Annotated in this window: 15 protein-coding genes and 2 pseudogenes; 6 read left to right on the top strand and 11 right to left on the bottom strand. The window is 46.3% G+C overall.

The window, feature by feature from the left end; genetic code table 11:
• A pseudogene (locus PN466_RS06055) lies at window positions 1–180 on the top strand (photosystem II q(b) protein); the annotation flags it as partial.
• 234 nt (window positions 181–414) lie between these two features.
• On the opposite strand, the gene PN466_RS06050 reads toward PN466_RS06055, so the two are convergent.
• Complete coding sequence (locus tag PN466_RS06050; RefSeq protein ID WP_271937776.1) at window positions 415–663, bottom strand: transposase; 249 nt, start codon at window positions 661–663, stop codon at window positions 415–417.
• Between the two features lie 164 nt (window positions 664–827).
• Between PN466_RS06050 and PN466_RS26215 the strand changes: the two are divergent.
• Window positions 828–935 (top strand): annotated as a pseudogene (locus PN466_RS26215) (IS630 family transposase); the annotation flags it as partial.
• A gap of 111 nt (window positions 936–1,046) precedes the next feature.
• On the opposite strand, the gene mraY reads toward PN466_RS26215, so the two are convergent.
• Together mraY and PN466_RS06040 are read right to left on the bottom strand one after the other, a co-directional pair.
• Window positions 1,047–2,135 (bottom strand): phospho-N-acetylmuramoyl-pentapeptide-transferase, encoded by a 1,089-nt coding sequence (mraY, locus tag PN466_RS06045; protein WP_271937774.1) that lies wholly within the window; start codon window positions 2,133–2,135, stop codon window positions 1,047–1,049.
• A 155-nt stretch (window positions 2,136–2,290) separates the two neighbouring features.
• Window positions 2,291–2,566, bottom strand: coding sequence for a DUF3134 domain-containing protein (locus PN466_RS06040; RefSeq protein ID WP_271937772.1), 276 nt, complete (start codon window positions 2,564–2,566; stop codon window positions 2,291–2,293).
• A 102-nt stretch (window positions 2,567–2,668) separates the two neighbouring features.
• Between PN466_RS06040 and PN466_RS06035 the strand changes: the two genes are divergently transcribed.
• The 4 genes from PN466_RS06035 to PN466_RS06020 all read left to right on the top strand — a co-directional run bounded on the left by PN466_RS06035 (window position 2,669) and on the right by PN466_RS06020 (window position 6,151).
• On the top strand, window positions 2,669–3,253 hold the full coding sequence (locus PN466_RS06035) for a PAP/fibrillin family protein (RefSeq protein WP_271937770.1): 585 nt from the start codon (window positions 2,669–2,671) through the stop codon (window positions 3,251–3,253).
• Window positions 3,254–3,297: 44 nt separating this feature from the next.
• A complete protein-coding gene (locus PN466_RS06030; protein WP_271937769.1) occupies window positions 3,298–4,113 on the top strand; it encodes a PD-(D/E)XK nuclease family protein in 816 nt (271 codons plus the stop codon).
• Between the two features lie 102 nt (window positions 4,114–4,215).
• The gene (locus PN466_RS06025) at window positions 4,216–5,022 is read left to right on the top strand and encodes a prohibitin family protein (RefSeq protein ID WP_278003004.1); all 807 of its coding nucleotides are present in this window, start codon (window positions 4,216–4,218) and stop codon (window positions 5,020–5,022) included.
• 148 nt (window positions 5,023–5,170) lie between these two features.
• Window positions 5,171–6,151, top strand: a complete 981-nt coding sequence (locus PN466_RS06020) for a GAF domain-containing protein (protein ID WP_271937767.1) — start codon at window positions 5,171–5,173, stop codon at window positions 6,149–6,151.
• 213 nt (window positions 6,152–6,364) lie between these two features.
• On the opposite strand, the gene PN466_RS06015 is transcribed toward PN466_RS06020, so the two are convergent.
• The 8 genes from PN466_RS06015 to hoxE form a co-directional block, all read right to left on the bottom strand.
• Entirely contained in the window at window positions 6,365–7,051 is a 687-nt protein-coding gene (locus PN466_RS06015; RefSeq protein ID WP_271937766.1) for a Uma2 family endonuclease, read from the bottom strand.
• Window positions 7,052–7,185: 134 nt separating this feature from the next.
• Window positions 7,186–8,616: a Ni/Fe hydrogenase subunit alpha gene (locus PN466_RS06010; protein WP_271937765.1), complete on the bottom strand. Its 1,431-nt coding sequence runs from the start codon at window positions 8,614–8,616 to the stop codon at window positions 7,186–7,188.
• Window positions 8,617–8,725: 109 nt separating this feature from the next.
• Window positions 8,726–9,274: an NADH-quinone oxidoreductase subunit B family protein gene (locus PN466_RS06005; RefSeq protein WP_271937764.1), complete on the bottom strand. Its 549-nt coding sequence runs from the start codon at window positions 9,272–9,274 to the stop codon at window positions 8,726–8,728.
• Between the two features lie 17 nt (window positions 9,275–9,291).
• Window positions 9,292–9,762 carry a hypothetical protein gene (locus PN466_RS06000; protein WP_271937763.1) on the bottom strand — a complete coding sequence of 157 codons (471 nt, stop codon included), beginning with the start codon at window positions 9,760–9,762 and terminating at the stop codon, window positions 9,292–9,294.
• Window positions 9,763–9,789: 27 nt separating this feature from the next.
• Window positions 9,790–10,506 (bottom strand): bidirectional hydrogenase complex protein HoxU, encoded by a 717-nt coding sequence (hoxU, locus tag PN466_RS05995; RefSeq protein WP_271937762.1) that lies wholly within the window; start codon window positions 10,504–10,506, stop codon window positions 9,790–9,792.
• 115 nt (window positions 10,507–10,621) lie between these two features.
• Window positions 10,622–12,265, bottom strand: a complete 1,644-nt coding sequence (gene hcp, locus PN466_RS05990; RefSeq protein ID WP_271937761.1) for a hydroxylamine reductase — start codon at window positions 12,263–12,265, stop codon at window positions 10,622–10,624.
• A 54-nt stretch (window positions 12,266–12,319) separates the two neighbouring features.
• On the bottom strand, window positions 12,320–13,933 hold the full coding sequence (locus tag PN466_RS05985; RefSeq protein WP_271937759.1) for a NuoF family protein: 1,614 nt from the start codon (window positions 13,931–13,933) through the stop codon (window positions 12,320–12,322).
• Between the two features lie 88 nt (window positions 13,934–14,021).
• Window positions 14,022–14,546 (bottom strand): bidirectional hydrogenase complex protein HoxE, encoded by a 525-nt coding sequence (gene hoxE, locus PN466_RS05980; protein WP_271937757.1) that lies wholly within the window; start codon window positions 14,544–14,546, stop codon window positions 14,022–14,024.
• Between the last annotated feature and the right edge of the window lie 178 nt (window positions 14,547–14,724).

Here is a 14,724-nt window from a genome sequence, read left to right as displayed (position 1 = left end):
TTCAACCAATCGATTATGGATTCCCAAGGTCACGTAATCAACACCTGGGCAGATGTAATCAACCGTGCCAACTTAGGTATGGAAGTAATGCACGAGCGCAACGCTCACAACTTCCCCTTAGACTTGGCGGCTGGAGAAGAAACTCCTGTAGCTTTAACTGCTCCTGCTATCAACGGTTAATTCCAGTTTTTAATCAACTGATTTAATCTAAAAAAACGCTCTCCGCAAGGGGGGCGTTTTTTTTGGCTTGCTATAATCTCATTAGCCGTCAATCGTTAAGGCCATGGATATCGAACAATTATGGGCACTCTATATAGCGTTTCTCTCTTCTATGAGGTACAGCTTGAAGCCTTAGAACCGAATCCATACAAGCTATTGCCTATTGCCTAGCGCGAAGCGCTATAGTCATTCCAATTAAGTTCCGTACAGTTTAACGATCTCATCGAGAGTCGTACCAGGCTGGGCATAAATCCTCTGCTTTTTGAGAATAGCAAAATCTTCTTCGATAGGACTATACTCAGGTGAAGAAGCTGGTAAAAACACAACCGGGTGTCCGTGAGTTTTGGCAATCGCTCGAATATCTCCTTGCTTGTGAAAGGCAGCATTGTCCATAATTAGCAGGCTCTTAGGATTGAGTTCTGGTAGTAGATGATGTTCTGCCAATGGTTAAAAAACACGGCATTGGTTGTTCGTGTGAATAAAACGGGGGCTAATAGTTTTGAGCCTCTCCTACCAGCAATCAAGTAGGTGCGCTGACGGGGTTTGCCGTCGCGTTCTCCATAAACTTTTTTCCCTTTTTCTGCCCACCCATAAGGACGAAATGTGGTTTGAGTAAAGCCGGATGGCATATGAGTGAGAAGGTTATACTACCAGAAAGGCTAGATTTGCTCTTTCTACCTTCCCATTCTCCCGAATTACAACCAGCCGAGAGATTGTAATCTGTTGTCAAAGTGTACTGAAGCAGCCGGGAAGGATTCGAGAGTTGACCAATTTTCAATAGCTAAAGGGGCGATCGCCGTTCGATCTATAAACACTGACAGGATGACCTAGAAGTAACTGAGAATGGCAAGGATACCAACAAAGCCATAAAATACGCCAACCACTTGGGTTTCTGACCATCCAGAGAGTTCAAGATGATGGTGTAGAGGAGCCATTTTCAGAATCCGTTTACCGATACCGTCGGGTCCTTTGGTGGCTTTGTAGTAGCTCACTTGTAAGATAACGGAGAGGGCTTCAATGACAAAGAGACCGCTGAGAATCAATAAGCTCCAGATGTTACCGCTAATGAGGGCGATCGCCGCTAAACCGCCGCCAAGAGCCATAGAACCCGTATCTCCCATAAATACTTGGGCAGGGTTGCGGTTGTAGACTAAGAAACCAATACAACTGCCACTGATGGCAGCGCAGAGGATCATTAAACTGGGAGCAGTAGGTGCTAGCAAAACACCGAGGGCTAAAAAGGCGATCGCACAGGTTCCTCCCGCTAAACCGTCTAAACCATCTGTGAGGTTCACCGCATTACTTTCAGAAACTAGGGCAAAAGCTGCTATCGGCCAAAAGACAAAACCCAAAGGCAGGCTAACCGCTCCAAATAGAGCCACTGTGGTCAGATCTCCTGGTTGTGTCCAGAGCATCCACAGGCAAAAAACAACCGCCAATAGGGTTTGTAGGATCAGCTTCATCCGAGGAGAAATCCCCTTATTGGAGCGGCGGCGGAGAATTTGCCAATCATCAATCCACCCGATCGTTCCATAGCCTAAGATAACAAGGGAAACGATTAGAACCAGGCGATCGCCACCCGAAGCCACCAGCGCCACCAGAACAGCTACTGGAATAAAAAAGATCCCTCCCATAGTTGGAGTGCCCGCTTTCTTCAAATGGTCTTGCGGCCCATCTTCGCGGATAATTTGGCCAGCTTTAATCTTCCTTAACGTCGGTACAGCCCAAGCCCCCATGAGGGCAGTCAGTAGGAACCCGCTCCAGAATGGCAGACTCAGGGAAAACCAACCCTGGGATAATTGGTTCATCTGTAGATCTAACGTTAAAGCCGTCAGTCCCAGACCGACCAGTAAGATTAAAAATAGACGGGTTCCCCAGGGAAAGGAAAACCCCCCAAAGCTAAGTTTCGCGTCCACAGTTTTTCCTCACATTCACACTCAAAAAAACACTCAATCTAGAGTTACAGCAATTTTCACCTTAGAAAAGGGGGCAGTAAAAGTCCCCCGATCTTCGGGGGATTTAGGGGGATTGTTCTGACTGTACCTCATGACATCACAAAGTGCTGTATCGCTTACTCATCCTCGACGGAATCATCATCGTCATCATAGTTATCGTCTCCTCCCTCAATCAGTTCGAGTTCAGAGATATCCACATCATTATCTACAAACTCTTGCTCTTGGGGATCGCGGGCAGACATGCGTCCGGTTTTTTCCAACCAGTCTACTAGGGACTCGGTTTGAGGAGAAGGAAGAATAGGAGCCAGTTGAGAACGAGGGGTTTCTCGCAAGGAGGGGTTTTTGATCGGTACAAATTTGGCAGACATGGCTGAGAGAATAGGAAAATCCAATTGGTGATACTCATCTCTTTTGAGTTTATCAGGATTCTGGAAAGCCAGTTGTTAGCATAAGCATAGCTGTTAATTGTATAGGTCATTCACTTAGGGGGAATTATGATTGGTAAAGACCGTTTGTTAGAAGCGATCGCCGGCACAAATCGGGGTATATTGGCTTCAGCCACTGAAAAACAGGCTATTTTGTCCTATGTGGTGCAACTCGAAGAGCGCAACCCCAACCCTCGCCCAACTGAATTTCCGGAACTTCTGAGTGGCGACTGGCGTTTGCTGTATACCACCAGTGCAGAGTTGTTGAATATTGATCGCATTCCCCTGTATCAGTTGGGCCAAATCTATCAATGTATTCGGGCTGATGAGCAAGCAGTTTATAATATTGGTGAACTCGATGGTTTGCCTTATTTAGACTCTCTCGTAAGTGTTCGGGCCAGTTTCTCCGTAGTCAATGAGCGACGGGTAAATGTGCGATTTAATCGAGGAATTTTCGGCCTGCAACGGGTTTTGGGTTATGAATCTCCCTCACAAATAATTGAGAAAATACAAGAGAGTGCCACCTTCTGGCCGTTTGATTTCCCCATTAGTGAGGAAAATCAAAAAGGTTGGTTAGATATTACCTATTTAGATCAAGATTTACGCATTAATCGTGGCAATAAGGAGAGTGTATTTGTGCTAGCTCGATGTTAGCGTGCTACGGGCTGGGAAGGGGTAATGAATAATAGGTGATGGAAATGATGGAGCAGTTGAGCTTGCGCCTCTCTCAAGGTCATTTAAATATTTTGAGTACCTGTGGGCGTAAATTTCAGTATATCTTTTTGGAAAAAATTCCTTATGTTGTTCCTGTGGAGCAACAGGAAAAATCTGAATGGGGAAGCCAGTTTCATTTGTTGATGCAACAGCGAGAATTAGGGTTACCCATTGAAGGGATTTTGGCGCGCGACCCTCAATTTAAACAGGGTTTAGAACGATTAATGACTACTTATCCGGGATTGTTTGCAGATGGGGGGGATTTTCGGGAAAGTGAACACCAGCGAACCCTGGAGTTTGAGGGGTATTGGCTGACAGTGATTTATGATTTATTGATTTGCCGATCGCACCAGGCGCAAATTATGGATTGGAAAACCTATCTGCAACCGCAAAATAGCGATCGCCTGAAACAGAATTGGCAAACCCGTCTTTATCCCTTTGTCTTAGCCGAAACCAGTCATTATCCCCCTGAACAGATTTCCATAACCTACTGGTTTGTCAAAGGTAAAAATTCGTTACATAATCGAGCAACTGCCCTCGAATTTAAGTATGATAACGGGCAACATAAACAAACAAAACTGGAATTAAGTAAACTTTTATGCCAACTCAACCAAGAGTTAAAGGACTATATCCAGGGACATGATTTTCCTCAAGTTCCAGTCACATCAAGTGAATGTACCCGATGTCCATTTGCGCGCCGATGCGATCGCCTCTCCTCTGATCAAGTGACAGAAGTTACGGTAGATTCTGAATTATGGTCTCTCCCTCCCCTAGACAGTATTCCAGAAATCCCCATTTAATAAGACGACCCATTAACCCTTCTCGATTATCCATTACCCATTCCCATTATGAAATCGCCTAATCCTTTTCCCTCAAACTCCCAATTCACCAATCCCCAATTGATGATTCCCGTATTAGGAGCATTTTTCCTCGTATTTATCAGTTTGATTTTTCGTCCTTTTGTCATCGTGAATGCTGGAGAAAGGGGCGTAGTCATGAAATTTGGCAAAGTCCAAGATGTCATATTAGACGAGGGGATTCATCCTATTATTCCAGTGATGACAACCGTACAAAGTCTCAGTGTACGAGTCCAGAAAAATGATGTCAATGCAGAAGCTTCTTCCCGTGATTTACAAGATGTGGGCATGGAAATTGCCATTAATTGGCATATCGATCCATCACGAGTGAATCGAGTCTTTCAACAAATTGGTAATCACGAACAAATCCTGATTCGGATTATTACGCCCTCGGTTTCCGAAGTCGTGAAAGCCGCAACCGCTAAGAAAAATGCCGAAGAAATCATTACTCGACGAACCGAATTAAAACAGGAAATCGATCAAGCTCTGAAGCAAAGAATTACATCCTATGGCATTTTGATTGATGATGTTTCCCTGGTCAATGTCTCCTTTTCACCAGAATTTTCCAAAGCCATTGAAGCCAAACAAATTGCTGAACAAGAAGCAAAGCGGGCAGACTTTGAAGCCTTGAAAGCAGAAAAAGAAGCCCAAGCGGAAATCAACCGCGCCAAAGGACAAGCCGAAGCGCAACGACTGCAACGACAAACCCTAACACCGATTTTGCTGCAAAAACTAGCCATTGAAAAATGGGATGGTCACTTTCCGACCGTTATGGGTGGCCAAGGTGCGCTACCCTTTATTAATCTATCACCGGAAACTTTAGCCACTCCAGCGCCAGCCCAAAATCCTTAAACCACAGTTTCCTACTATGAGGTAAACTATCGATGGGTTTTCCTTCAGTAGTTATTTTGGGGAAAGTCTTAAACATAGGGACTTTCGAGGAAGAAAAAGGTTTATCCATTACCAGCGCCCAGCGCGATAATTTCAGGACTAAGGAAAAATGAGCGATCGTCTAGACGAGAACCTAACCGCAGAACTCCATCATTTGCATCAAGAGATCCGGAATCTGAAACAGGATCAAAAAGCCTTTGAAGCTCAAAATGAACTGCTCCGCACATTTACAAATTTAATGCGGACTTCGACGGGTTCGTTGATGCTGCGATCGGTTCTACAACAAACCTTGAAAATCGCTATTCAGTTTACAGAAGCAGAAGAAGGGAGCTTATTTTTCTTAGATCCAAAAGGAACAGTAGTCGCCAGTGTATTAGCGCGGGGGGCAACCATTCGAGATCATAAACAGGCGATCATTGGTCAAGTCTTAGACAAAGGATTAGCTGGTTGGGTGAATCATCATCGAGAAATTGGTTTAATTACTGATACAAAAACCGACGATCGCTGGTTAACCCTTCCTGATGAGCCTTATTTGGTGCGTTCAGCATTAGGTGTGCCCATTTTTCGCTCTCAAACCCTTTTGGGAATTTTAACCCTCATGCATCCTGAACCGGGATATTTTACGGAAGATACTGCGAGTTTAATGGAGAAAACAGCCGAACAAATGGGGGTAGTGTTGGATAATGTCCGGCTTTATGTAGAATATCAAAAACTGGAGCGTCCCTCTTCTATACCAGAGAAGAGTGCTGAAGAACCCTCCCACGAAGAAGACTCCTTAGACAAGTTAGGATTCTATATGCTCACGGAACGGGGAAAGTTTGTGTATGCGAATCGGCAGTTAGCTAATCTATTTGGCTATCGATTTGCAGAATTAGTCGGTTTAGAGTCATTTCTGGATTTAATGGCAGTGGAAAGTAGGCGCTCTGTGTTCGATCAAATTCACGAGTGTTTTCAGGGCGATCGCAAGCGGTTAACCTATCAGGGTAAGGGTCGATGTAGTGATGGTAAGCTGATAGCGATCGATCTCTATGGAGAACGAACCAAACTCTATGGCAAGTTGGTCATTATTGGTGTAGTCCAGCAATGCTAGAGTAGGAGCTTTTACCTCCTATAATTGTGATGCCATGCAATGCGAGGTTGCAAGTTTTGTGTCAACGCTACCAGTCAAGATGAGTAATATCAATTAAAAATTAAAAATGATGGACTGGTTCTATTGTATCGGAAATTTCTGCAAAGAAACCGGGTTTGTCGCTCCTCTCCATCCCAGGGTGCATCTGTGGGCACAAACCCGGTTTCTAATTCCCTAGAGATCGGATAAAAACTGGACAAAATCTTGATGCTCTTCTGTAGCCATTCCTGCTTGCAAAACCTCCAATACCTGGGCTAAATTACCGCTCAACAGTGCCCGAACATCTAACCATAACCCGGGATACATTTCACTGCGAATTATCCCTTGTTCGTCGGCTTCTAATTTGTCATATTCACTCCCTCGCAGTCGAAACCAATCTATCTCATTATCTTGGACGCGCCATACCAGGTATTCTTGCACCTGATGACGACAATAAACCTGCAACTTATCATGCAGATCGAGGGATACGGTAGAAGCGGCTATTTCTACCACTAACTCCGGCGCTCCTTCCACATATCCCGCATCATTAATTCTAGATAGTCCTTCCTTCTCAATGCGAAGCAGTCCATCCGGTTGCGGTTCATTTTGGTTATCTAGAAGTACGGTACAATTATCTCCACTTTCTACACCTGAAGTCATGGCTTCATAAGTGCCTAACCATGTCATAATATGACTGTGAGGTTTGCCATGTTGCTTGAGCCGTAACGCTGATGCCATATAGACTCTTCCTTCAATGAGTTCCGCTTTCTTGAGTTCCGGCATGTTGTTGTAGCGCCGCTCAAATTCTGCGCGAGAGAGGCGATCGCCGTTTTCTAACCGTGGAATTTCTATATTTCGAGTAATAATTGTGCTGACTACCATGCTTGTCTCCGTTCTCCCATAGCTTTAAAACCCAGTTTCTAATGCGTCGGTTGTAGGGGCGAAGGCCGTTCGCCCCTACAAGATTTATCGTAACCCCTATAAGATTAGCGTGGGAGAGGGGTTGGAGAGAGGACTTAATCCCGATAAAGCTGGTGTGCAATACTACCATCGGGGCGCACTAACTCTAGATGCAACGGCATTTGTCCTATGGCATGAGTCGAGCAGCTCAGACAGGGATCGTAGGCGCGAATTCCGGCTTCTGTGCGGTTGAGCATGGCTTCAGGAATCTCATTGCCGTGGATATAATGTTTGGCAATTTGAGTCACGGTTTTATTCATCGCCAGGTTATTTTGACCGGTGGCAATAATCAGGTTAACTTTCTCAATTAAGCCCTGTTCATCCACTTTATAGTGATGGAAAAGGGTTCCTCTCGGCGCTTCGCTGACTCCAATTCCTTCTAGGTTATTAATGCCTCCAGTGGCGCGAACGCGGGACGAAACCACATCAGGATCGTCTACTAATTGTTCTAAGCGCTCCAGACACGCCATGATTTCAATCAACCGAGCATAGTGGTAGTAGAAGGAAGAAGTCGCAACCCGTCCGCCCGCGCGATCGCGCATTTCTTGTAATTCTCGGTCTGCATTCGGTGTTCCCACGCGATCGCACACATTCAACCGCGCTAAGGGACCGACGCGATAGATGCCATCGGGATATCCTAGAGGTTTATAGTAGGGGAATTTCAAATACGACCAATTTTCCACTGCTTCGCCGATAAAGTCTTGATAATTATCCTCGCTCAAATGATCGGCAACGATATTCCCCTCGCTGTCAATAAAGCGCAGATGACCGCCATAATGTTCCCAACTGCCATCAGCTCCAACTAAGCCCATAAATAAGGAGGAGAACTTACCAAAAACTTCGGCTTCTGTGGTTAACTCACTATCCAATAGGCGCTTAAACAGAGCTAGGGCTTTCTCCGTCACTGCGCGCGACTCTGGTAGACGCTCCTTGATCCAAGCGCGACCTTCGTCTGAAAGTGGCGATCGCACTCCACCCGGAACTGCCCAGGCTGAATGAATTTTCCTCGCGCCTAACAGTTCAATAATCGTTTGTCCAAACTGCCGCAGGCGAATTCCTTCCCGTGCCAACTCTGGATCCGCTGCAATTAAGCCAAATACATTTCGAGTTGCTGGATCGCTCTCCCATCCCAGCAGAAAATCGGGACTACTGAGATGGAAAAAGCTCAAAGCATGGGATTGAGTCAACTGAGCTAAATTCATCATTCGCCGCAGTTTTTCCCCTCCCGGAGGCACTTGTACAGCTAATATTTTATCTCCAGTTTTGGCAGCAGCTAACAGGTGACTAACCGGACAAATTCCACAGATTCGGGCGGTAATGCCAGCCATTTCAAACATGGGTCGCCCTTCACAGAATTTCTCAAATCCGCGAAATTCAACAACATGAAACTGGGCATTTTCCACTTCTCCCGCATCATCTAAGAAGATAGAAATTTTGGCATGACCTTCAATACGGGTTACGGGATCGATAACAACTTTTTTACTCATTTTAGCGTTCTCCTTTATTGGTTTTGGGGTGGGGATGTATGGGGTTGGGGCGGGTTTGCACAAACCAAGTTCAACCTGCCCCTACGGGTTTTTAGCGAGGATGGATGGGTTAGCCAAATTTAATCATTTCCCGTCCTTCCATGGTTGGAGTTTGTCCTTCTAATAAAGGCGCGATCGCTGCTTTAATCCGATCGGCTGGGGGTGGACATCCGGGAATAAACAAATCCACTTTAATCGTTTCATGAAGCGGGCGGACTTTATCGAGTAATTCCGGCACAATTCCTGGCTCATTGGGCAATTGGGGAGTGGTATCTCCCAGTTCCAAATAACAGCGTTTCAATACCGGTTCCGTTCCTCCCAGCATATTCCGCATGGCGGGAACATTAGCCGTCACGGCACAATCTCCAAAGGAAATCACGGTTTTCGTTCTCTCGCGAACTTTTAGGGCAAGTTCTAAATTTTCCTCATTGGCGATCGCCCCTTCGACTAAACAGACATCTACATTTTCTGGATATTCCTTAATATCTGAGCCGACGGGAGAGTAAACTACATCGACTTTTTCTGCTACATCAAATAGAAATTCATCTAAGTCCAAAAAGGACATATGGCAGCCCGAACATCCCGCTAGCCAAACCGTTGCCATTCTAATCTTTGCCATGGTGTTCTCTCCTAGTTTTAGTTTCCATTCAATAGGTACTGTGCTTGTTTTTCTAGAATTTCTTGAAACTTAACTCCCCTCCATTCATCCAATAATTCAGCGATCGCGTCTAAGGACTCGAAATTACCGGAAGCCAATATGCTGCTTGCTTGTTGTCCTTGGAGCATAGCAACTAACAGGCTACAAAAGTCTCGGACTCCAAATCCAATAGGAGACTCTTTAACTCTCCAATTATCGACTGTACTTGCATAGCCAAATATGGCATTGACAGCCATTTGAATTGACTCTTTATAGATCATCAAAAAGCGAACAAAACCATTCACATCTTGAGCAAGATCGCAGAGTCTATCTACAGATTCATAAGGAATACTAGAGTATTCTGCATGATGAGAGCCAAGAGATTCACAACTCTCCAGAACTTCTAAGAACTGCTGTTCGATTAATTCTGACTTCGATAAACTCGCTGTTACATCAAGGGGTTGAGTCATGATTTTGCTACCTTGAGCCATTGATGATTATCTCGTCCATTGGTGCTTAGTCCGAGCAGTGACGAGGAACTCCAGTTTTTCGCGATCGCTTTCTTTCTCTGCGGTAGTTGTTCCTTTGCGGAAAATTGACCCCGTAGGACAAGCATTGACACATTTACCACAGGAGGTACAAGCACTGACTTCACCCCAAGGTTGATTTAAACCTGAGATGATTTTTGAGGTTCCCCCGCGTCCAGAAACATCCCAAACATGGGCCCCTTCAATCTGATCGCAGACGCGCACGCAACGAGTACAGAGAATACAACGGTTGTGGTCGATACCAAATTGAGGATGGGAAACATCCACTTCCCGGTTGGGGAAACGATACTCAAAGCGGGAATGATCCATGCCAACGGCGATCGCCACATCCTGAAGTTCGCAGTTGCCATTAGCGACACAAAAGGCACAAAAGTGATTGCCTTCAGAAAACAGTAATTCAACCGTCATCCGCCGATAGTCTTGCAGTTTTGCCGTTTGCGTTTGCACTTCCATGCCTTCAGAAACCTCAGTGACGCAAGCCGGCAGTAACTTCGGAATGCCAGTAACTTCGACTAAACAAAGGCGACAAGCCCCCACATCAGAGATGCCATCTAAGTGGCACAGGGTTGGGATCTCAACCCCTGCTTCTTTGGCTGCCTCTAAAAGCGTGGAGCCTTCTTCAATGGCAACATCAATTCCATCAATAGTTAGGGTTTTTACAGACATAGTGTTCTCCAAAATTAGGGAATGGGGAATGGGGAATAGGGAATCGGGAATAGGGAACAGGCAATAGGCAATCAGTTGATCTCCCCATCCCCCTATCTCCCTATCTCCCCATCTCTTACACGGCTAAACAAGCGGCTAGATCGGCTTCTGGGGTAGAAATCGGTTGCAAGTTATAGGTCTCGGAGAGCAACTTAAACACATTGGGAGTTAAGAACGCGGGCAGAGTTGGTCCTAAGCGGATATCTTTAATTCCCAAATGAAGCAAGGTGAGTAAAACGGCGATCGCCTTTTGCTCGTACCAAGACAGCACCATAGATAAGGGCAGTTCGTTCACATCCATCTCAAAAGCATTCGCTAGACCCAGAGCAATTTGAATCGCAGAATAGGCATCATTACATTGCCCCACATCCAATAAGCGCGGAATCCCTCCAATGGTTCCCAATTGCCGATCAAAGAAGCGGAATTTTCCACAAGCGAGCGTCAAGACTACGCAATCTTGGGGCACTTTTTCCACAAATTCCGTATAGTAGTTGCGATCGGGTTTCGCACCATCACACCCCCCCACCAGGAAGAAATGGCGAATTTGACCCTGTTTAACTGCATCAATAATGGTCTCACTCACGCTTAAGACCGCATTGCGAGCAAACCCGGTCATCACCTGGCGAGGTTCAGTTTCTTCAGTAAACCCTTCCATGGTTTTTGCCCTGGAAATCACCAAACTATAATCCACAGTGTCATCAAGGGTGGGTAAATGGATAATTCCGGGAAAACCAACCGGCCCAACCGTGTATAGATGCTCTTCATAAGTCTCATGGGGAGGCATCAGGCAGTTGGTCGTAATAACAACCGGGCCGGGGAATTTGGCAAAGTCGCGGGTTTGATTTTGCCAAGCTGTGCCATAGTGACCATACAGATGGGGATAGCGCTCTTTGAGCTGGGGATATCCATGGGCTGGAAGTAGCTCGCCATGGGTATAAACCGTAATACCACTGTCTAGGGTTTGTTCGAGTAGAGCCGCGAGTTGCTTAATGTCATGACCTGAAACCAGGATCGCCTTGCCTGGTCTGGGGTTAAGGGGTACGGTAGTCGGTACGGGATGACCATAGGTTTCGGTATGACCCGCATCTAAGCAAGCCATGGCTTTCAGGTTCATTTCTCCTATTTTCAGCGCTAAAGCCACCCACTCCTCTAAGGTCAAGTGGTCTTGATCGACTGCATGTAAAGCTTGATGGCAGAACTGGTAAATATCGGGGTCTTCTTGACCGAGTTCGTAGGCATGGAAGGCATAGGAAGCCATACCTTTGGCTCCATAGAGTACCAGCAACTTCAGGGCAAAGATATCGGGGTTGCCCTTGGCGGACTCTAGCAAGCGAGCAGTAAGGTTTTCCCCCTGTTCGGCTAAACTTTCGGTAAAGTCGGGTTGATAGTCGGCAATTTCGGGCCACTCAATGCTCGTAGATTGGGCAATTTGAACTTTCAGGTCTTCCCGCAGGGCGATCGCATGACGAATTAAATTGGCAAAATAACGCTGGTCAAAGTTGACATTCGTCATCGTGGTAAACAGGCTCTCGCAGGTAAAGCGATCGACTTCTAAAATGGATAATCCTAGTTCTCCAGCTTTTAGAGCTACGGGAGCTAAACTTCTAAGGCAATAGACCAAGAGGTCTTGAACCCCATTTACGGCTGGACTTTTCCCACAAGCGCCCCATTGGTGACAACCTTGACCACTGGCGGTTTGTTCGCATTGTTCACAAAACATAATTGAATTTCACTCCTTATGAGGCAAAGCGAGAATAACTAAATGGAGGGAGGGTTAAGCCTTGACAGCTAAGAACTCCTCATACTCAGATTTGAAATAGCGCAACGTACTCAACACCGGGTTGGGCGCACTCATGCCTAACCCGCATAAGCTGGTTACACGCACCATCTGACAAAGATTTTCTAGGTTTTCCAAGTCTGCAAGGGTTCCCTTTCCTTTAATGACTTTGGTCAACAGTTCGTACATTTGCACGGTTCCGGTGCGACAGGGAATGCATTTACCACAAGATTCTTCCTGGCAAAATTCCATGTAAAATTGGGCCACCTGTACCATGTTGGTGGAGTCATCCATGACCACCATTCCTCCTGAACCCATCATGGAACCGAGTTTAGTCAGAGAGTCATAGTCTACGGGGGTATCCATATATTCAGCCGGAATACAACCGCCAGAGGGACCACCGGTTTGCACTGCTTTCACTTGGCCGCCATCGGGGACTCCGCCCCCCATCACTTCGACAATTTCCCGTAAGGTAATTCCCATGGGCACTTCAATCAGGCCGTTATTGCACACTTTTCCAGTGAGGGAGAAAATTTTGGTGCCTTTGCTTTTTTCTGTACCAATACCAGCAAACCAGTCTGAACCATTGCGGATAATGGGGGCAATGTTACCCAGGGTTTCTACGTTATTGATTAAGGTGGGTTCTCCCCAGAGTCCGGAAACAGCAGGATAGGGAGGACGGGGACGAGGGACTCCGCGTCCGCCATCGATGGAGGCAATGAGGGCTGTTTCTTCGCCGCAAACGAAGGCTCCTGCACCGACGCGAATGGCAATGTTAAAGTCAATTGACGAGCCGAGGATACCGGAGCCGAGGAAGCCTTGCCGTTTGGCTTGTCTGATGGCTTTTTCGAGGCGGGTAATGGCGAGGGGATATTCGGCGCGGACGTAGATGTAGCCTTGGTTGGCTCCGACGGCGTATCCGGCGATCGCCATTCCTTCTAAAATTCGATGAGGATCGCTCTCGAGTACAGAACGATCCATAAATGCGCCGGGGTCTCCTTCATCGGCGTTACAAATGACGTATTTTTGTCCAGAGGGCATTTTCGCCATGGTCGCCCACTTTAATCCGGTAGGATAACCTGCACCTCCCCGTCCCCGAAGTCCAGCTTTCGTAATTTCTGCGATTACCTCTTCTGGAGACATTTCATAGACGGCATGATACAGGGACTGATAGCCTCCCATGGCCAGGTATTCACCAATACTTTCTGGGTCAATTTTGCCGCTGTACTCACGCACAATGGGGAACTGACGACTGAAGAAGGGATGATTGGGATCACCTTGATTGGCAGTAACCGCTCCTCCCTTTAAGCCGTCAATAATAGAGGGCGCTTGCTCTGGAGTCACTTTTTCATAATAGAGTCCATCAGCCGCTTCTGAAGATTCCGAATCGATCTGAACAATGGGCCCTTGCCCACAAAATCCCATGCAACCTACACCAACAATTTGCACCTCTTCTTGCAAGCCTTGATCTTTAACGGCTTGTTCCATACCTTTTTTGACGGCTAAAGATTGAGCAGCTTGGCATCCAGTTGATGTACAGCAATGGACTCTGGTAGGTTTCTGGGCTTGTTTCTCCTGTTCGGCTAGGTCTTGCAGTTCGCTAAATTCCATAAGTGTTCTCCGTAATCATTATGTGTACCGGGGTGGGGGAATAGGCAATAGGCAATAGTTTCCATCCTCCCCATCTCCCTATCCCCCTCTACTCTTGCCAGCCTTTTATGCGCTCAATCACCGATTCTGGGGTTTGCTGGGCAGCCACTTGACCATCAAACACAACAGCAGGGGCGATGCCGCACGCTCCGATACACCGGGCAGTAACGAGAGAAACTTGTCCGTCGGGGGTGGTTTCTCCAGAATGAACGCCCGTATGGTCTTCGAGGGCAGCTAAGACTTTATCTCCTCCTTTGACGTAGCAAGCTGTTCCCATACAAACGACGCAGGTATGAGCGCCGGACGGTTTGAGGGAGAAGAGATGATAGAAGGTTGCGACTCCGTAGACTCGACTCAAGGGGAGTTTGAGGTTGCGGGCAATGTATTCTAGGACTTCTTCTTCAAGATAACCAAAGGCTCCTTGAGCTTTGTGCAGGATTTCAATCAGGGCATCTTGGCGATATTGATTGCGCTTCATGGTTACATCTAAGGCTTTGAAGCGTTTATCTTTGGCCGCAGGCTTGGCCGAGGCATTTTTTTTGTCTGAGGTGGGAGGGGCGACTGAAGATTGCATGGTCTGTGTTGAATTTTGGGTGTTCTTAAGTTTCTATTGAAGCGCTAAATGGAGGAAAATTCTCAATTTTTTATAAAGATTTTCAGTAAAATCTAGATTTTTTTTGACAATATTTTTGTTGTTTAATCTTGGATTTAAGTGGGCTTAAGTTTTGAGGAAATTTCTATAAAATAATACT

It is taken from the genome of Roseofilum reptotaenium CS-1145 (assembly GCF_028330985.1).
In the GTDB taxonomy this organism is placed as follows: Bacteria; Cyanobacteriota; Cyanobacteriia; order Cyanobacteriales; family Desertifilaceae; genus Roseofilum; species Roseofilum reptotaenium.
This window is presented reverse-complemented; position numbering and strand designations above follow the sequence as displayed.